Source organism: Pantoea sp. X-Soil-TKNS-1279 (assembly GCF_059730565.1).
This window is the reverse complement of sequence record NZ_AP035949.1, coordinates 158,410-175,907: the sequence shown is the minus strand read 5'-3', so window position 1 is coordinate 175,907 and position 17,498 is coordinate 158,410. Positions and strand designations below refer to the sequence as shown.

Sequence of the window (17,498 nt, the reverse complement as noted above, 5' to 3'; positions counted from 1 at the left end):
GTGTTTATTTACAGGAGAGGGAACCATGTCACACACCAAACCTGGCGTTATTACCGCCGGTTACAGCTATCCGCTGGGGGCCAATTTCGATGGTGATGGGGTGAACTTTGCCCTGTTCTCCGCGCACGCTGAGCGCGTCGAACTCTGCCTGTACGATGACAGTGGACAGCATGAAATCGCCAGATTTGACCTGCCGGAGTACACCCATGAAGTCTGGCATGGTTATATCCCTGGCCTGCAACCTGGCGCGCTATATGGTTATCGCGTACACGGTCCGTTTGATCCGGAAAATGGTCACCGTTTTAACCCACATAAGCTGCTGCTGGACCCCTACGCCCGTGATCTTTCCGGTGATATCGCCTGGAACGAGGCGCATTTCGCCTATGATTTACATCACGACGGCGAAGACAAGGATCTGACGTTTGATACCCACGACAGCGCCGCCTTTACACCAAAATGTCGGGTTATCGATCCCAACGAATTCGACTGGCACGACCAAAACCGCCCCGTTATCCCCTGGTCGCAGGCCATCATCTATGAAACCCATGTCAAAGGCTTCACCCAGCTTAACCCGGCCATTCCTGAAGCGCTGCGTGGCACCTATGACGGCATGTCGCATCGCGCGTCGGTGGATTACCTCAAAAGCCTGGGCATCACCTCGGTCGAGTTATTGCCGGTGCACTGGTTTCCCGACGACCAGCATCTGCTGGATAAGGGACTGAAAAACTTCTGGGGTTACAACACGCTGAACTTCTTTTCCCCTGCGGCGCGCTATTTTGGCCCACGCGGTATCCAAGGGTTTCGCGATATGGTACGCGCGCTACACGATGCCGGTATCGAGGTGATTCTTGATGTGGTGTATAACCACACGGCGGAGGGCAACGAACTGGGACCGACCCTGTCGTTTAAAGGCATCGACAACTACTCCTATTACCGCACCCTGGCGGATCAGCATCGTTACTACGTTAACGACACTGGCACCGGTAATACCGTCAACACCTCACACCCACGAGTGTTGCAGATGATCATGGATTCCCTGCGCTATTGGGCTGAATCGATGCATATCGATGGTTTTCGCTTCGATCTTGGCACCATTCTTGGACGTGAACCCGGAGGGTTCGACCCACGCGGCGGCTTTTTTGATGCCATGACCCAGGACCCGGTGTTAGGGAAACTGAAACTGATCGGTGAACCCTGGGATATCGGCCCTGGCGGTTATCAGGTTGGCGCGTTTCCCCCTGGCTGGGCGGAGTGGAACGACAAATATCGCGACACGGTACGTGAATACTGGAAAGGCGAAAATGTCTCCAGCGATTTTGCCGCGCGTCTGCTCGGATCCGGCGATTTGTATGATCAACGTGGTCGCCGCCCGTGGGCCAGCATCAATTTTATCACCGCCCATGACGGCTTTACCCTGAATGACCTGGTGTCGTACAACGAAAAACACAATGAGGCCAACGGCGAAGAGAACAACGACGGTCATAACGACAATCGTTCGTATAATTACGGCGCAGAAGGCCCAACCGACGACGAACACATCAATGCGGTGCGTGAACGCCAGAAGCGCAATTTTCTCGCTACCCTGCTGTTTTCCCACGGCACCCCCATGATGCTGGCCGGTGACGAGTTTGGCCGCAGCCAGATGGGCAACAATAACGGTTACTGCCAGGACAGCGAAATCTCGTGGGTTCATTGGGAAAACCTGCCCGCCAGCGCCGACGCGCTGCGCGAATTTACTCGCCAGCTTATTCGGTTGCGCGCCAGTCAGCCGCTGCTGCATCGCGAGAACTGGCGCGACGGCATGGTGATTGAATGGTTCAACGCCGGTGGCGGCCTGCAACAGTCGGAACACTGGGAAGAAGGCACGACCCTCGGCATGTATATTGGCCGTCCCGACCTGCAAACCGTTGAGGGTATCTGGCATGACGTGTTGATGCTGTTTAACCCATTTGAAGGCAACGTGCCGTTCCGTATCCCACAGTTTGGTGAAGGTGGCTGGGTGCTGGAACTGAGTACCAGCGACAATTATCAACCCGGATTAGTGATCACCAAAGAGAAGGATTTCGAGCTGGAAGGCCGCAGCCTCGCGCTGTTCAGACGCCCCTGAGACGTTGTGGAAACACCGCAATCAGCCAGTCAATAAATACCCGCAACCGCTGCGTCACATGGCGGTTTTGCGGGTAAACCACATGAAACGGATAGGCGGGCGGTCGCCAGGGTTTGAGGATCTCCACCAGCGCCCCTCGTTGCTGCGCTTCCGCAGTGGCATAGGTAAAGGTTTGGATAATCCCCAGCCCGGCCAATGCCGCCGCCAGATGTGCGTTGCTCTCGTTGACACCGATACGGTGCTCGCTCTTGATCTCGGTTCTCTCCCCATCACGCATAAAGCGGAACGGAAACGGACGCCCGCTTTGTGGTGACAGGTAGCTGATCAACCGGTGGCCGTTTTTTAACTCATCCGGGTAAGCTGGCACGCCAAAAGCTTTCAGATAGCCGGGTGTGGCGCAGGTAATCATGGTGGCATCGCCGATATGGCGGGCGATCAACGATGAATCGCTCAGCGGCCCACCGCGAATCACGCAATCGACGTTGTCGCTGATCAAATCCACTGCGCGATCCGACACCCCCAGATCAATGCGGATATCAGGATAACGCGCGAGAAAATCGGGGAGCGCCGGAATCAGCACATCGCGGGCGGTTGAGCCGCCAACATCAATGCGCAAATGTCCACGCAAACGGCTGCTGACCACGTTAAACGACGCATCGATATCCTCCAGGTCACGCACGATACGCAGCGCTTTTTCGTAGTAATCACGCCCTTCCGCCGTCACCGTGACGCGGCGCGTGGTGCGTTGCAGCAAGCGAATCCCCAGATGCGCCTCCAGCTCCTGCACCAGCTTGCTCAAGGTGGCATTCGGCATATCGAGTGAATCCGCCGCGCGGGTAAAATTCCCCGCTTCCACCACGCGGGCAAACGCCCTGATCGCCAGCAGTTGATCCATTGCGCCCTCAGTTATTATCCATGTATGTGAATAGTCCTTTTCATTTTACACAATTTATCACTAAATGCGGCAAGGTTACATTGCGTCCATGCACTACACGACACGTTAAATCATCAATCTGGAGAGACAAACATGAACGCATCACTGAAAGGTAAAATTGCATTGGTTACCGGTGGCACCAGCGGTATCGGTCTGGCGTCAGCACAAGTCCTGGCAGCACGCGGCGCGCAGGTGTTTATTACCGGACGCCGTCAGGCAGAACTCGATGCCGCCGTCGCCAGCATTGGCGCAGCCGCTTCCGGCATTCGCGCTGATGCGTCGGTCCTGAGCGATCTCGACGCCGTATATGCTCAAATCGCCCAACAGGCTGGCCGCCTTGATATCCTGTTCGCCAACGCCGGTGGCGGCGATATGTTGCCGCTCGGCAGCATCACTGAAGAACATTTTGACCGTATCTTTGGCACCAACGTACGTGGCGTATTATTCACCGTACAAAAAGCGCTGCCGTTGCTGAGTGACAAGGCGTCGGTGATTCTTACCGCCTCCACCACCTCGGTGAAAGGCACCGGCGGATTCAGCGTCTACAGCGCCAGCAAAGCCGCAGTGCGTAACTTTGCCCGCTCATGGGCACTGGATGTGAAAGAACGCGGCATCCGCATCAACGTGGTCAGCCCTGGCCCGATTCGCACCCCAGGGTTAGGTGAACTGGTTAGCGAAGAGCAGCGTCAGGGTTTGTTTGATGCGCTGGCTGCGCAGGTGCCGCTGGGCCGTCTCGGTGAACCGGAAGAGATTGGTAAGGTGGTGGCGTTTCTGGCCTCCGACGATTCCAGCTTTATTAACGCCACCGAACTGTTTGTTGATGGTGGTATGGCGCAGATTTAGTTGTCATTACGCGGTTAAATACCCGCCATCCACCGGCAAAATAATCCCGGTAATAAACGACGCCGCCGGACTGCACAGGAAGGTCACCGCCTGTGCCACATCGTCCGGCTGGCCCCAACGTTTCAGCGGCGTGCGTGACAGAATCGGTTGCGCACGTTGCGGATCATCCTGCAACGCCTGGGTTAATGGTGTTGCAATCCACCCCGGCGCAACGGCATTAACGCGGATTCCCTCCTCCGCCCAGGCAATCGCCAGTGACTTGGTGAGCTGCATAATCCCGCCCTTGCTGGCGCTGTACCCCGGAACCAAACCGCCACCAAAAAAACTCAGCATCGACGCAGTATTAACGATACACCCCTGGCTTTGCGCCAGCTTTTCACGCGCGGCACGACAACAGCGCATTGTTCCGCTGAGGTTAATATCAATCACTTTTTCAAACACCTCCACCTCATGCTCCCTGCCCCGGCTGATAATCCCGGCACAGTTCACCAACAGGTCGAGTTGCGGTAACGCGCTGAACACATCCATGATCGCCTGGTTATCACGCACATCCAGTTCCTGAATGCGAACCCGTTCGCTGGCGGCAAACTGATGCTGCTCGCTGCCGACACCCGCAGCGATCACCTCCGCACCGAGGCTGGCAAGCCGACTGACAATACCGGCGCCGATGCCACTGGTGCCCCCCGTGACCAGCGCGGTTTTCCCGGCAAACAATGTCGGGTGAAAAGTCATCATGCGGGTTCTCCCTGTCTAACGAATAAATTGATCGACAAAATCGCTACCCAATCCGACCGCGTCGTAGTGCTCACGGCACATCGCGATTTTAGTGAACACATCCTCGAACCCAATATGCTCTCCCCAGGGATCGACGTAATACATACAGCCATGTACCTGGAACAGGGTGATCATCTCTTCCACGTCCGGGTCAACCACCAACGTATGCGTCTCGCCTGGCGGTTCGAAGACGTAGCCGCCTTCTACTGCTTCCCAGTCATGTTCGAGATAGCGCCAGCGTCCTTTCAGCACAAAAGCATGAACCGGGGCAGGATGACGGTGACGACTCAGCACCCCGGACTTGCGTACTTTCAGCAAGTTCATCCAGTAACCGGCAGACCGGTTGAGGCATAGCGGGCGAAACCAGACGTTTTCTGCCTGGGGCACCCAGATACGGTCGTCCAGTGGTACCGCGTTCGGAATGACCAGGTCCGGCACCATTTCGGCGGGCTGGCTGAACTGATAAGGCATACGCCGCAGGGTTTCTGCGTCCGGTGAGGTGTCATTACGCTTCATCGCTGACTCCGCTTTATTAACAATTGAGTTACATAGATTTAGTCGCTGATAACGGCTGTTGGCAACAGGCCACAGGTTGAAATGTGGGCACCATCACGAAAATCTGACATGTTATGATTAAATATGACATCAGCGTATCCTCCTGAGTTCAGGGTCGACATAGCGCGCAAATTCCGCCATTTGTGATCGATATCTAAACAATAAACTCTGCCTCTTGCCGCTTTCACCTGGTCCATGACTATTATTCTGACATGTCAGTTAATAACAGGATATCGCTATGCCATCGCATCAGGTTGTGGGAAAGAAACGTTGGTTTGTTGCTTTTGTGTTACTTGTGGGCGGTTTTATCAACTATCTCGATCGCGCCAGCCTGGCGGTGGCCGCGCCATCGATGATGGCTGACCTGCATCTCACCAACACCGACATTGGGTTAATGGGGTCGGTGTTTTCCCTGTTTTTTGCCTTTAGCCAGTTTCCGGCTGGCTGGCTGGCGGATCGCTTTGGTCCCCGTAAGGTGTATGCTTCGGCAGCCTCCTTGTGGGGACTGTCGACTATGATCACCGGGTTATGCACCAGCCTACCCGCGCTGCTGGGCGCCCGTGCCTTGCTGGGGATGACCGAAGCCCCCGGCTGGCCGACCTCCGCCAAAATCACCTCGATTTGGTTTCCGCGCAAAGAACGGGCGCTGGCAAGTTCCATCTGGGATGCTTCCTCACGGTGGGGACTGGCATTCGCCCCACCGCTACTGGTGTTGATGAGTTTGCATTTTGGTTGGGGAGCGCTGTTTTATCTGGCGGGTAGCCTTGGGGTAATTTTTGGCCTGATCTTCTTCTGTCTCTATCGCCATCCGGAGCAACATCAGGGGCTTGGTGATGCGGAGAAGCAGTACATTGTCACTGGTGGCGGTGGCAGCGTCTCCAACATCCCCCGCGGCAAACGCGTGAAATGGCGTGAGTTGTTCCGCTATCAATCGATGTGGGGAATGATGCTTGGCTGGTTTTGCTACATTTGGCTGTTCAATATCTTTGTCACCTTTCTGCCGCTGTATCTGATGAAAACCCAGCATCTCTCCCTGAGCAGCATGGGGGTGTACGCCAGCATTCCTTATCTCGCCGGTATTGTGGGTGCCGCGTTGGGCGGCTATGCGGTGAAATGGCTGATCGATCAGCGCAAAGTGGCCGAACCACTCAAGGCGAAAAAAGTGGTGATTATGGTCGCGGCCTTAATCAGCGGCGCAACCACCGTTGCCGTGCCTTTTTGTGATTCGCTGATCGGCGCACTCAGCATGATGACAGTGGCGATGTTTTTCCTCTCCGCCGTCTCCTGTACCTGCTGGGCGATCCCTGGCGATGTCGCGACCAATGATATTGTCGGTTCCGTATGCGGCATCCAGAACTTCGGCGGCTTCTTTGCCGGCGCGCTTTCACCGTTGGTCACTGGCTATATTGCCGATGTCACCGGTTCTTACGCGCTGGCCTTTATCAGCGGGGGCGTCATCGCGGCCCTGACCGGGTTGTGTTACTGGCTGCTGGTACGTAAACCGATTGAACATCGCGATGCACCTGTCGCCAGTGACAGCGTGCCGGTCAGCAATCTTTGAAAAATGCGTTAATGGCCGTGGCGGTAGCCAAATCTTATTTGTCAGGTGGGTAATTCTTGCTATCCATGAAGGCGAGGAAATCACTTAACGAAAGGGAATCAGATGAAAAAATCACTTACCGCCGTTGCTGCATTGCTGATGGTTTCAGGTTCTTCGCTTGCTGCCACCCCGGCCAGTTGCGTGAAGGTGGACCAGCAGCAAATCGAAGCTTTATTTGATAAATGGAATGCAGCGTTAAAAACGGGCAACGCGAAGCAGGTTTCCGACCTGTATCTGGAGGATGCGGTGCTACTGCCGACGGTATCAAACCGGGTGCGTCTGACTGAAGCGGAGCGTATTGATTATTTTGCGCATTTTATGGCCAATAAGCCGAGCGGCAAGATTGATAGCCGTACCATTCGCATCGGTTGTAACAAAGCGGTTGATACCGGCACCTATACCTTCACTTATGCCGACAAGCCTGCGGTTTCCGCCCGTTATACCTTTACTTATGCCTGGACGGGTAGCGAGTGGAAAATATCCACCCACCACTCGTCCGTCATGCCGGAGGGATAACCCCGATCAATTGCGCCAGTTCTGCTGGCTTACGCCATTCATATCATGCACCAGGCCAGGATGCAGATCCCTGAGGGAACTGCATCCCAACTGCGCCAGGGTGCGATCTATTTCGGCAATCATCGATTGCAGCGTGGCATTCACCAGCGCTTCACCTCCCGCCGCCACGGCATACAGCAGTGGCCGCCCGAGCAACACCGCATTGGCACCCAGCGCCAGCGCTTTTACCACATCAGTCCCCCGCCGAAAACCGCTGTCGATAAGGATGGAGAAATCTGGTCCCACCGCTGCGCGAATGGCTGCCAAAACCTGCATCGGGCTGAAGGTGCCATCCAGCTGACGGCCACCGTGATTGGACAATACAATGCCGTCGAACCCCAGTTGCCTGGCAATCAGCGCATCCTGTTCGGTCATAATGCCTTTGATATACAACGGCCCCGACCATAACTCGCGCACCCAGCGCAGGGTTTCCCAATTGAGGGAGGGATCCATCTGTTGGGCAAAATAGGTGGCAGCGTTCAGACCACGTTGATATTCCGCAGGAAGATAGGGTTTGAGATTACCAAACCCCGGCATTCCGGCCGGACGTAACGTGCGCCATACCCAACCCGGATGGCTGGCGACATCGGCCAGGGCTTTGACGGAGAGTTTAAGTGGTCGCCGGTAGTGTGTCTTATCGCGCTCACGGTTACCGAAATGTACCGCATCCACGGACACCACCAGCGCGGAACATCCCGCTGCCTGGGCGCGTTCAATCAGGCTGGCGGTGACCTGGCGGTCTTTCAATACATACAACTGGAACCAGCGTGGTCCCTGACTCACCGCAGCGCTCTCTTCCAGCGAGGCAGTTGACACCGTGCTCTGGATATATCCGATCCCATTTTGTGCTGCGGCGCGCGCCAGCATTAAATCGGCCTGGTAACGCAACATGCCATTGTAGCCGGTTGGTGCCACCAGCAACGGCGCCGCCAGAGAGTCATTGGCGAGTGACGTTTGCAGGCTGCGCCTGCTGGCATCTTTCAATACCGCCGGTTTAAACATCCAACGGGCGAAGACCTCACGATTGTGGCGCAACGTTTGCTCGTCATCGGCACCACCATCAACATAATCAAAGGCAAATCCCGGCAGCGCACGCTGCGCTGCCCGGCGTAAATTTTCCCAGTTAATCACCATATTGGCGAGTTAATCCCTGTTGGTTAGGTGGTTGAGACAGAGTAGATGGGGGGATGGGTGTTGTCGATAGTTTCTGGTGTTGTGCATCCTTTGCTGCGGCGCAATAAATCGCGCCGCTACTCATCGGTTCAGAACCTGAGCTGCGCCCTGTCATTATAAAAGCGTCGATAGGCCAGATAGACCGCGATGATGGTAGAAAGACTGGCGGTGCCAATTAACATAAAGGTCACCATGATCTGGTATTTGATGGCTTTAACCGGATCGATCCCGGCAAAGATTAAACCGGACATCATGCCAGGTAAACTCACCAGTCCTACCGTTTTTGCCGCATCCACCGTCGGGATCATCGCGGCGCGAATGCTCTCGCGGATAAGCGATGCGGAAGCCAGTTTTACCGAGGCACCAAGGCTCAACATCTCCAGAATTTTTTGCCGGTTGTCAGCGAAACGCTGGTTCAGGTTGCTGTAACATAAGCCCACCGCCACCATAGCATTACCGGCAATCATCCCGGAAATAGGGATCACCTGCATTGGCATAAATTCAATTGCGCCGCTCAGCACCAGAATCACCAACGTAAGCGCCGTGCCGCTGGTGATGGCGACAAATGAAATCACAAAGGCATGATCGATATTACGGCTGCGTTTGCGCGCGTTCGCCGCCGCATTGACGCAGATAAATAACACCATCAACACCGTTAACCCGTCATTATTGACGTCAAAAATCGATTTCAATACATAACCAACGACCACCAGTTGCACGATGGCGCGGCACACGCTCCAGATGATGTCTTTACTCAGCCCCAGCTTCTCTTTCTGGCTAATCAGCACCGCAATCAGCACCAGGACCAGCGCCATAAGCAGTGATGAGTTGGTGATATTATGCTGACTCATGGTCGTTCCTCTCTGGTGCGTGCAGTTTCAGCACCCGTGATGCCTGGTGGATTTCCTCAACGTCATGGCTAATCCAGATCACCGCCACCCCCTTGTCAGTAACCATCTCGCGGATCAGTCGATGGATCAGTTCTTTATTGTCTTCATCGAGGGCGCTGGTGACTTCATCCAGCAGTAACACCTGCGGCAGAAACTGCAAATTACGCAGCAAACCCACCCGCTGTTTTTCACCACCAGAGAGTTGATCGATTTTTTTATCCAGCGTGTCAGCGGGCAAATTGACTTTTGCCAGGTCGGTAATGAACGCGTCACGGTTGGGTTTCTGTTGCCGAATCTGCCACGGCAGCGCCAGATTGTCATAAACGGTACTGCCGAACAGCACCGGCGTCTGGAAGCAGTACGACACCTGTTGCCGATACGCTTCGGTTTTCAGTTGCGTGATATCCTGGTTTTGCAAGCGTATCTGCCCGCTGCTGGGGGCCAGCAGCGAGGCAATTATCTTCAGCAACGTGCTTTTCCCACTGCCTGAAGGACCGGTCAGCAGTAAAAAATCACCGGGGTTGAGTTGCAGTGAAACGGGCGCCAGTAACTCGCGACCTTCCTGTGAAAACGTAACGCCTTGCACATCCAGCAAGGGAAAATCGTTGGCCATCGTTATCCATCCCTAACAATCTACATTTGCAATGACGGGCTACCGGTCACTGACCAGACAGCCCTGCGCATATTACCAGAAAGGTGATGAGGATAAGCTTAAGGTGCGGCGTCACATTGCAGGAATACCAGACGACCCTCGCGATAGACCCGTTGAACCAGGGGCAAATCGTCGGGCATATCGCCACCTCGCTCCAACAACAGCACCAAAGATACCAGGCCACGTAATTGATGTGAGGCAAGCCACTGACGGAAATCCGCCCTCGAGACAAAACGCGACTGAGAATCGGGATATGCCAGCCCGTAAAGCAGTTCATTTTTCTTCGCGTAGAAATGGATATCGTTGCGCTGTAAATGCCAGGCGATGGCGGAAGCAATGCCGGGATCGTTACTCAAAATATAACGGCTGACCGCGAGTTTATCGGCTATTTACTGACAAACACCTCGGGTTGGTTAGCATTCTGCACACTTTCGGGAATCGCTTTGCCTACGCACAACGCCAGCGCCAGAAAGCCTTTGGTCATAAAGCCCATGCCACAGGCCAGGCCCAACAGCACGTAACCCAGCAGCCACTGTCTGTGATTCACCGCCCCGGCAGCAAACCAGTAGCTGCACATCGCGGCCAGTGCCTGTATCCATATCGGGGATAAGACCCTGGTTTTGTCGTTCGGTTTCACTGACAGAATATAAAAATGCCAGCGCAAACAATGAAGCCTGAATTATGAGGAAGTATCGACGGTTGGCGCCATGCTTAATCTGAAAACCACAATCGCCACCACCACACCAATCAGGGTGTCGAACGCTCTGGCAGCGAACAGAGAACTCACTTCGCTAAAATCACGGCCCCCGGCCGCAATCGTCAATGCATTGGCGGTGATAAACACCGTGGCGACGGCGTATTGCAGCACCACGCCCATCTCAATAGCGAACTGCAACATCCCAACCGTCAACGCGATCCATAACCCTTGAGGATTGAGCGTCAGAATGCTCCACGCCAGCACCAGTCCAACCAGCGTTCCCAAAAGCCGGTTAAAGGCACGCCGGGAGGTTCCCGGTAAACCGTCCGGCTGGTTAAGCACCACCACCACCGCCGCCATTCCCCAGTACGCATGTTCCAGCCCGAGGATGATGCCGATCGACCCGGCCACCAGCGTGCCAAAGGCGACCCGTGCCGCGGTACGTCTGGCGTTTTCTTTGATTACCTTATCCGCAGCCGTACTGTAGTTGGCTTCGGCCCGTTCTAACAGGCATCCCAGCATATGCGCCAGCCACGAGATCGCGCCACCACACAGCACCCACAAGCCACTGAACCAGGGATCGATGCTACTGCCAGGCATGCCAGTGCCGCTGGCACAGGCCAGAGCAAACATATAGGCACCCGGCGGGCCAATCTGCTGTCGGTTGCAGATCAAAGTCGCAAGAGAGGCAATACCGGTCACGGTCACCACACCGAGCCACGGATAAGGCGCGACGAGAATCCCCAGGGTGACGATAACCGCCAACGCCACCGCAATGATCGCCAGCAGACGCGCGCGTCTGCCCCAGGGGAGGCCATCGCCATACAACGCCGTAAATCCACCGATGGTCGCCAGCAGGCCCGCCTGAAGATGTCCGGCGTAATAACCCAGCACCACTGGCAAACCGCAGCATAGCCCCGCGCGCAATGCGAAAGGCAGACGGTGCCGCAGAGCGGCTGAAAGTGGCTTGCTCATCGTTTTCTCCGCGATAGCGTATTAGCACTCCATTTGTAGCGGCGCGCTTTGTCGCGCCACAACTGTCTGAGCTAAACGATAATACCGGACGATCAATTCTAACCCGTTGATTAATGGTAGCCCGTTGCACTTTGCCTGCCATGTTAATTTTTTGTTGTTATTCTTGTTACCCGTATCACATAAAGTAAAAAACATAAAACCTGAAACAGATCCCGCAATTGTCTCATCCCGGCCCGCTTCCTATAACTAACCGTCGATTGACCCTTAGCGATATAAAGACAGGCGGGACTCTTTATGCAAACAAGCTTAACGATAAAAGAAAAAATCAGTTACGGACTGGGCGATATGGCCAGCCATATCGCGATTGATAACGTCATTATTTTTCTCACGTTTTATTACACCGATGTGGTGGGGCTTCCGGCGGTGTTTGTTGGCACGCTGTTTTTACTGGCGCGTGTCGCCGATGCGGTGATCGATCCCGCTATGGGCATGGTGGCGGATCGCACCCGTTCACGTTGGGGACGATTTCGTCCGTGGCTGCTGATGCTGGCGGTGCCGTTTGGTGTGAGCTGCATGTTGATTTACGCCGTGCCGGAAAGCCTGTCGCTGACGGGAAAAATGATTTACGCCGCGGCGACCTATAGCCTGATGATGTTGATGTATACCGCCATCAATATTCCTTATTGCTCGATGGGGGCGATTATCACCACCGACGACACCCAACGTATCTCATTACAATCGTGGCGCTTTTTCCTCGCCACCCTCGGCGGCGCGATGTCCACCTTTTTAATGATCCCGTTAGCCACCTGGCTCGGCGGTGGTAACAAACTGGAGGGCTATTTCGCCGCCATGTCGATTATGGCAACGCTGGCAACCCTGATGTTTTTTATCTGCTTTCTGAATACCCGTGAGCGCGTCAACGCGCCCGCCAGCCACGGCCACTTTCTTGCTGACCTGCGTGATTTGTTACGTAACGATCAGTGGCGCATTGTGGCGCTGCTGGTGTTCTGCAACATCTCATTCGGCGTCGTGCGTCTCGGTGCCATGATGTACTACGTCACCTATTTTCTCGGTAACGCCAGCTTGTTTATGTGGCTACTGGCGGCACACATTGTCGGCAAAAGCGTTGGTAGCGTGCTGGCAAAACTGTTGACGCGCAACGTAAGCAAAATCACCGCCTTTACCCTCAGCGCCATCGTCACCGGCGTGTTAAGCATCAGCATCGTGTTTCTGCCCGGCAACCTTGTGCTGCTGGTGGGCATGACCTTTATCGTCTCCAGTTTCTATCAGGTCACTACCACGCTGATGTGGGTAATGATGTCGGATGTGGTTGATTACGGTGAATATCGTCAGGGCAAGCGCCTCGACGGCACCGTGTTCTCGACGCTGCTGGCGGTGTTGAAAATGGGGATGGCAATCAGCGGGGCGATCGTCGGCTGGACTCTCGGCCTGAGCGGTTATGTTGCCCAGGCCGCACATCAGCAACCCACCGCAATGATGGCCATCGTCGCGCTATTTTCAGTCATCCCTGGCGTGCTGGCGCTGTTCAGCGCGCTGGCGATGCGCGGTTACAAACTTAACGACGCCACCATGCGAACCATCAATCAAAACAAACTGGCAGCACAGCCCGCCACAACCGGCCCCACCGTGCTGCAACCACAGGAGTTGTCATGAGCGAATTACGCGCCGAATCCCAGCGTATTATCTGGACCTTTGACCGTCAGACCCTGGTTATCGAACCCTGGGGGGCAAATAGCCTGCGGGTACGAGCGACCTGCCAGGCGGCACTGATTGACAACGACTGGGCCTTGTTAGCGCCAACGCCTTGCGAGGTAGACATCCAGCGCGAGCCTGAATCGCTACGTATTCGTAACGGCAATATCACCGCCGTGGTCAATATTCGAGGTCAGTTGGCCTTTTACAACCAGCACGGTGAACTGTTGCTGGAAGAGTTCTGGCGTCAACGCAGCACCGTCGGCATAGGTGCGACCGAAAAAAGCCAGGACAAGTACATCAGCGCATTGAAACTGGACGCCCGCACCTTCCGCCCGATTCCCGGCGGGAAGTATCAGCTCAGCGTGCGCTTTGAAGCGCGGCCAGAAGAGAAAATCTACGGCATGGGCCAGTACCAGCAGGATTGTCTGGATCTGAAAGGGTGTACGCTGGAACTGGCACAGCGCAATTCACAGGCCAGCGTGCCGTTTATGGTTTCCAGCCTTGGCTATGGCTTGCTGTGGCACAATCCGGCAATCGGTGAAGTGACCTTCGGCAAGAACGGCACACGCTGGCAGGCCGAGGTGACGGACCAGATGGATTACTGGATCACCGCAGGTGATACCCCGGCGGATATTGTGCGCCAGTATGGCCGTGCCACCGGCACCGCACCAATGATGCCGGGCTTTGCTACCGGTTTCTGGCAATGCAAGCTGCGCTACCGCACCCAGCAGGAAGTGCTGGAGGTGGCGCGTGAATATCGCCGCCGTCAGTTGCCCCTTTCGGTCATCGTTATCGACTTTTTCCATTGGCCAAATCAGGGGACCTGGTGTTTTGATGCCCGTGACTGGCCCGATCCACGGGCGATGGTAGCAGAACTGAAGGCAATGGGGATTGAAACTATGGTTTCGGTCTGGCCTACGGTGGACAGCCGCAGTGAAAATTATCGTCTGATGAAATCCAAAGGCCTGTTGGTAAACAGCGAACGCGGCGTCTCGGTGAACCTGGATTTTATGGGCAACACCACCTTTTTTGATACTACCCACCCCGCCGCCCGCGAGTTTGTCTGGCAGGAAGTGAAGCAAAACTATTACGACCACGGGATTCGCACTTTCTGGCTGGATGAGGCTGAGCCGGAATACCGCGCCTACGATTTTGATAACTATCGCTATCATCTCGGTCCGGTACAGGAAGTGGGCAATATCTATCCGCAACTGTTCGCGCGTGGTTTTTATGAGGGGTTGCAACAGCAGGGGGAAAGCGAAATCGTCAACCTGGTGCGCTGCGCCTGGGCAGGTAGCCAGCGTTACGGCGTACTCGCCTGGTCGGGTGATGTTCACTCCTCTTTCCACGCGCTGCGCAATCAGTTCACTGCCGGACTGAATATGGCGATGGCCGGTATTCCGTGGTGGACCACCGATATCGGCGGCTTCCAGGGCGGCAACATTCACGATCCGGCGTTTCACGAGTTGCTGATTCGCTGGTTCCAGTGGGCGGTGTTCTGCCCGGTGATGCGACTACACGGCTACCGCGAACCGCAGATTGAACCAGCCGAAGCCTGGCGTGACGGCATTGCACAGTGCAACAGCGGCTCGCCCAATGAGGTGTGGAGTTACGGCGACGAGAATTTCGCCCTGATGAAAAGCTGCCTGCTGCAACGTGAACGGCTGCGCCCCTATATTGACGGGCTGATGCACGAAGCCCATGAGCTGGGCGATCCGGTGATGCGCCCGCTGTTTTATCACTATCCTGAGCAAGCCGAGAGTTGGCAGGTGGAAGATCAGTATCTGCTGGGCCGCGATCTGTTGGTGGCCCCGGTGCTGCACGCAGGGCAGCGTGAACGCGATCTCTGGTTACCGGCTGGCGATCAGTGGATTGCGCGCAATGGCGAGCGTTACCAGGGTGGACAGCGTATCACCGTTGCCGCCCCGCTCAGCGCCATTCCGGTGTTTTTACGCGTCGGCGGCAGCGCTGACGTGCTCGAAAACCCATAGCGCAATAAATCGCGCCGCTACCGTGCGTAGCGGCACGATTTATCACGCGTATTTTTACTCACCGCCGCTACGGTTTTCCCCCAGCTTCGTCAGTACGGCACGCCAGCTAAACGGCACCACATCCAGGTAACGCAGATGATGGGCGCTAAGCTGGGCCGGTAAATCGGCCTGTACATGACGGATAGCCTGACTGAGGGTGCCCGCCAGCCCGACATCCTGAAGCGTTTTCACCACTTCCTGCATCTCTTCGGCACGGCGCACGCCGTGTTCTGCCACCCGGCTGATCAGATAATCTGGCAGCTCTGCCTGCCATCCCAGCGACGGGAAACTGGCATGCAGCGATTCCAGTACCGCGTCTTCCACGCCATAACGTTGCGCTGCGCCGAGGCACTCGGTGGTTAACGCTTCCAACCCTTTAATCATCACGCTGCGACACATCTTGATGGCAGAAACCCCACCGACCTCTTCGCTGGCGGCGCGCGCCTGACATCCGAGTTCACTCAACTGCGCGGCAATCTGCCTCGCCTGCGTGCCGCCGAGTAGCAGTGGCGTCGCGAGCCGTTTTGGCGGAACCGGGGCCATCACCGCCACATCGATATAACGCCCCGCCCCCTGAGCCACGGCACGCGCCGCCGCGCGTTTCGTCTCCGGTGCTACGGAGTTGAAATCCAACAGGGTTTGCCCCTCGCGTAACAGCGCGGCAGCCTGTTCGGCGACCGCTAACGCGTTACCGGCGGTCACCAGCGACAGCACCAGCTCCGCCCCTGTCAGCGCCAGCGCAAGGTTGCCCGCCGGCTGTACACCAACCTGTTCGGCCTGCGCCTTCAGCGCATCACCTTCCACATTAAGAAACTTTTTGTCCCACACCTTCACCTGTGCGCCCTGGCTTGCCAGGTCCTGCGCATAGATCCGTCCGGCCTCACCAAAGCCGATAATCGCGATGTTAGTCATTGACCTTCCCCTGCCAGAGTGAACCCGGTACCGCTACCGCACCGATAAACAGCAGTCGGGCGGTGCGAATCAAACCGCTGCGGATAACGTTGCCGGCTTCATCACGCTGCAACATCACGCTGAATTCGCCACTCGGGTGTTCCACCGCCAGCCGTTGTTCACGGCCCGCCTCCAGCCGCGCAATGCCCTGCGCAACCGACCCCGGGATCAGACAAGCCGTTGCCACGCTCACTGCGCCCAGCACCCCGATGGAGGCGTGGCAGCGATGCGGAATAAAGGTGCGCGTCGATACACAGCCACCGTGATTCGGTTCGGCTATCAGCGTCATTTTTGGCACGGTACGCGCAGCAACATCGCCCAGATTCATCCGCGGTCCGGCCTGTAGACGGATCGACTCCAACCGCGCTTTGAGTTCGTCATCATTATCCAGTTGTTCGCGGCTTTCACGCCCGGTACGCCCGAGATCGGCAGCACGTACCAGCACCACCGGCATACCGTTATCGATACAGGTCACGGCGACACCGGCAAAGTGATCCTGCGCCTGGCCGGTGGGCAGCAGTGCGCCACAACTCGAACCGGCGATATCGGTAAAATTCAGCACCTGTTGCGCCGCATAACCCGGAACGCCATCAATCTGAACATCGCCTTCATACTCCACCGCGCCATCCGGCGTGGAGAGTTGCGCTTCGGCGATCTGCCCGGTATTGACCATAAAAATGCGCACCCGCGTTACCGCACCCTGGACCGCCACCACGCCTTTCTCGATGGCAAACGGGGCCACCGCCGCCAGAATGTTGCCGCAGTTCTGCCCGTAATCAACCAGCGCTTTATCGACATTCACCTGGGCGAACAGGTAATCCACATCGGCATCTGCACGGGTTGACGGCGAAATGATCGCTACCTTGCTGGTCAGGGGATCGGCACCGCCGATCCCGTCGATCTGACGTGCATCAGGCGAGCCCATCACCGCCAGCAGCACCCGATCGCGCAACGCCGGGTCGGTTGGCAAATCCTGCGCCAGAAAACAGGCGGCTTTGGAGGTACCGCCACGCATTAACACACAGGGGATCAGCGTCTGTTTCATA

17 protein-coding genes are annotated in these 17,498 nt (G+C 56.1%); 6 read left to right on the top strand and 11 right to left on the bottom strand.

Annotation, left to right across the window (positions count from 1 at the left end; all coding sequences use genetic code 11):
• Nucleotides 1-25: 25 nt before the first annotated feature.
• The gene (glgX, locus tag AC6I8N_RS21035; RefSeq protein WP_497831044.1) at nt 26-2,107 is read left to right on the top strand and encodes a glycogen debranching protein GlgX; all 2,082 of its coding nucleotides are present in this window, start codon (nt 26-28) and stop codon (nt 2,105-2,107) included.
• Here glgX and AC6I8N_RS21030 read toward each other — a convergent pair.
• Nucleotides 2,094-3,002, bottom strand: a complete 909-nt coding sequence (locus tag AC6I8N_RS21030) for a LysR family transcriptional regulator (protein ID WP_497831043.1) — start codon at nt 3,000-3,002, stop codon at nt 2,094-2,096. The two genes, glgX and AC6I8N_RS21030, sit on opposite strands and share 14 nt — an antisense overlap.
• A gap of 132 nt (nt 3,003-3,134) precedes the next feature.
• On the opposite strand from AC6I8N_RS21030, the gene AC6I8N_RS21025 reads away from it, so the two are divergent.
• Nucleotides 3,135-3,884 (top strand): SDR family NAD(P)-dependent oxidoreductase, encoded by a 750-nt coding sequence (locus AC6I8N_RS21025; RefSeq protein ID WP_497831042.1) that lies wholly within the window; start codon nt 3,135-3,137, stop codon nt 3,882-3,884.
• Nucleotides 3,885-3,890: 6 nt separating this feature from the next.
• Here AC6I8N_RS21025 and AC6I8N_RS21020 read toward each other — a convergent pair whose 3' ends face one another.
• A complete protein-coding gene (locus tag AC6I8N_RS21020; RefSeq protein WP_497831159.1) occupies nt 3,891-4,616 on the bottom strand; it encodes an SDR family NAD(P)-dependent oxidoreductase in 726 nt (241 codons plus the stop codon).
• Between the two features lie 18 nt (nt 4,617-4,634).
• Entirely contained in the window at nt 4,635-5,174 is a 540-nt protein-coding gene (locus tag AC6I8N_RS21015; protein WP_208725858.1) for a 2,4'-dihydroxyacetophenone dioxygenase family protein, read from the bottom strand.
• Nucleotides 5,175-5,451: 277 nt separating this feature from the next.
• On the opposite strand from AC6I8N_RS21015, the gene AC6I8N_RS21010 reads away from it, so the two are divergent.
• Together AC6I8N_RS21010 and AC6I8N_RS21005 are read left to right on the top strand one after the other, a co-directional pair.
• Nucleotides 5,452-6,774: an MFS transporter gene (locus AC6I8N_RS21010; protein WP_497831041.1), complete on the top strand. Its 1,323-nt coding sequence runs from the start codon at nt 5,452-5,454 to the stop codon at nt 6,772-6,774.
• 102 nt (nt 6,775-6,876) lie between these two features.
• Nucleotides 6,877-7,329, top strand: coding sequence for an SgcJ/EcaC family oxidoreductase (locus AC6I8N_RS21005; protein ID WP_497831040.1), 453 nt, complete (start codon nt 6,877-6,879; stop codon nt 7,327-7,329).
• A 6-nt stretch (nt 7,330-7,335) separates the two neighbouring features.
• On the opposite strand, the gene AC6I8N_RS21000 is transcribed toward AC6I8N_RS21005, so the two are convergent.
• From AC6I8N_RS21000 to AC6I8N_RS20975, 6 genes are all read right to left on the bottom strand, one after another.
• Nucleotides 7,336-8,502: an alpha-hydroxy acid oxidase gene (locus AC6I8N_RS21000; protein WP_497831039.1), complete on the bottom strand. Its 1,167-nt coding sequence runs from the start codon at nt 8,500-8,502 to the stop codon at nt 7,336-7,338.
• A 128-nt stretch (nt 8,503-8,630) separates the two neighbouring features.
• On the bottom strand, nt 8,631-9,392 hold the full coding sequence (gene fetB / locus AC6I8N_RS20995; protein ID WP_497831038.1) for an iron efflux ABC transporter permease subunit FetB: 762 nt from the start codon (nt 9,390-9,392) through the stop codon (nt 8,631-8,633).
• Nucleotides 9,379-10,044, bottom strand: a complete 666-nt coding sequence (gene fetA / locus AC6I8N_RS20990; protein WP_497831037.1) for an iron efflux ABC transporter ATP-binding subunit FetA — start codon at nt 10,042-10,044, stop codon at nt 9,379-9,381. Before fetA ends, fetB begins: the two co-directional genes overlap by 14 nt.
• 98 nt (nt 10,045-10,142) lie before the next feature.
• A complete protein-coding gene (locus AC6I8N_RS20985) occupies nt 10,143-10,439 on the bottom strand; it encodes a hypothetical protein (RefSeq protein WP_497831036.1) in 297 nt (98 codons plus the stop codon).
• Between the two features lie 29 nt (nt 10,440-10,468).
• Nucleotides 10,469-10,747, bottom strand: coding sequence for a phospholipid carrier-dependent glycosyltransferase (locus AC6I8N_RS20980; RefSeq protein ID WP_497831035.1), 279 nt, complete (start codon nt 10,745-10,747; stop codon nt 10,469-10,471).
• Between the two features lie 15 nt (nt 10,748-10,762).
• Complete coding sequence (locus AC6I8N_RS20975; RefSeq protein WP_497831034.1) at nt 10,763-11,755, bottom strand: FUSC family protein; 993 nt, start codon at nt 11,753-11,755, stop codon at nt 10,763-10,765.
• 294 nt (nt 11,756-12,049) lie between these two features.
• Here AC6I8N_RS20975 and AC6I8N_RS20970 point away from each other — a divergent pair, with 294 nt between their 5' ends.
• Both AC6I8N_RS20970 and AC6I8N_RS20965 read left to right on the top strand, forming a co-directional pair.
• On the top strand, nt 12,050-13,429 hold the full coding sequence (locus tag AC6I8N_RS20970; RefSeq protein ID WP_497831033.1) for a glycoside-pentoside-hexuronide (GPH):cation symporter: 1,380 nt from the start codon (nt 12,050-12,052) through the stop codon (nt 13,427-13,429).
• Entirely contained in the window at nt 13,426-15,462 is a 2,037-nt protein-coding gene (locus AC6I8N_RS20965; RefSeq protein WP_497831032.1) for a glycoside hydrolase family 31 protein, read from the top strand. The genes AC6I8N_RS20970 and AC6I8N_RS20965 overlap by 4 nt, the downstream gene beginning before the upstream one ends.
• A 54-nt stretch (nt 15,463-15,516) precedes the next feature.
• Here AC6I8N_RS20965 and AC6I8N_RS20960 read toward each other — a convergent pair whose 3' ends face one another.
• Together AC6I8N_RS20960 and AC6I8N_RS20955 are read right to left on the bottom strand one after the other, a co-directional pair.
• Entirely contained in the window at nt 15,517-16,413 is an 897-nt protein-coding gene (locus tag AC6I8N_RS20960) for a DUF1932 domain-containing protein (protein ID WP_497831031.1), read from the bottom strand.
• The gene (locus AC6I8N_RS20955) at nt 16,406-17,497 is read right to left on the bottom strand and encodes a 4-oxalomesaconate tautomerase (RefSeq protein WP_415174664.1); all 1,092 of its coding nucleotides are present in this window, start codon (nt 17,495-17,497) and stop codon (nt 16,406-16,408) included. The genes AC6I8N_RS20960 and AC6I8N_RS20955 overlap by 8 nt, the downstream gene beginning before the upstream one ends.
• Between the last annotated feature and the right edge of the window lies 1 nt (nt 17,498).

Bases quoted from the DNA above. Each gene is read 5' to 3' on its own strand.
- AC6I8N_RS21015 (WP_208725858.1), bottom strand. From the start codon at position 5,174: ATGAAGCGTAATGACACCTCACCGGACGCAGAAACCCTGCGGCGTATG.
- glgX (WP_497831044.1), top strand. From the start codon at position 26: ATGTCACACACCAAACCTGGCGTTATTACCGCCGGTTACAGCTATCCG.
- AC6I8N_RS21010 (WP_497831041.1), top strand. From the start codon at position 5,452: ATGCCATCGCATCAGGTTGTGGGAAAGAAACGTTGGTTTGTTGCTTTT.
- AC6I8N_RS21000 (WP_497831039.1), bottom strand. From the start codon at position 8,502: ATGGTGATTAACTGGGAAAATTTACGCCGGGCAGCGCAGCGTGCGCTG.
- fetB (WP_497831038.1), bottom strand. From the start codon at position 9,392: ATGAGTCAGCATAATATCACCAACTCATCACTGCTTATGGCGCTGGTC.
- AC6I8N_RS20970 (WP_497831033.1), top strand. From the start codon at position 12,050: ATGCAAACAAGCTTAACGATAAAAGAAAAAATCAGTTACGGACTGGGC.
- fetA (WP_497831037.1), bottom strand. From the start codon at position 10,044: ATGGCCAACGATTTTCCCTTGCTGGATGTGCAAGGCGTTACGTTTTCA.
- AC6I8N_RS20975 (WP_497831034.1), bottom strand. From the start codon at position 11,755: ATGAGCAAGCCACTTTCAGCCGCTCTGCGGCACCGTCTGCCTTTCGCA.
- AC6I8N_RS21005 (WP_497831040.1), top strand. From the start codon at position 6,877: ATGAAAAAATCACTTACCGCCGTTGCTGCATTGCTGATGGTTTCAGGT.
- AC6I8N_RS20955 (WP_415174664.1), bottom strand. From the start codon at position 17,497: ATGAAACAGACGCTGATCCCCTGTGTGTTAATGCGTGGCGGTACCTCC.
- AC6I8N_RS21025 (WP_497831042.1), top strand. From the start codon at position 3,135: ATGAACGCATCACTGAAAGGTAAAATTGCATTGGTTACCGGTGGCACC.
- AC6I8N_RS21020 (WP_497831159.1), bottom strand. From the start codon at position 4,616: ATGACTTTTCACCCGACATTGTTTGCCGGGAAAACCGCGCTGGTCACG.
- AC6I8N_RS21030 (WP_497831043.1), bottom strand. From the start codon at position 3,002: ATGGATCAACTGCTGGCGATCAGGGCGTTTGCCCGCGTGGTGGAAGCG.
- AC6I8N_RS20960 (WP_497831031.1), bottom strand. From the start codon at position 16,413: ATGACTAACATCGCGATTATCGGCTTTGGTGAGGCCGGACGGATCTAT.
- AC6I8N_RS20965 (WP_497831032.1), top strand. From the start codon at position 13,426: ATGAGCGAATTACGCGCCGAATCCCAGCGTATTATCTGGACCTTTGAC.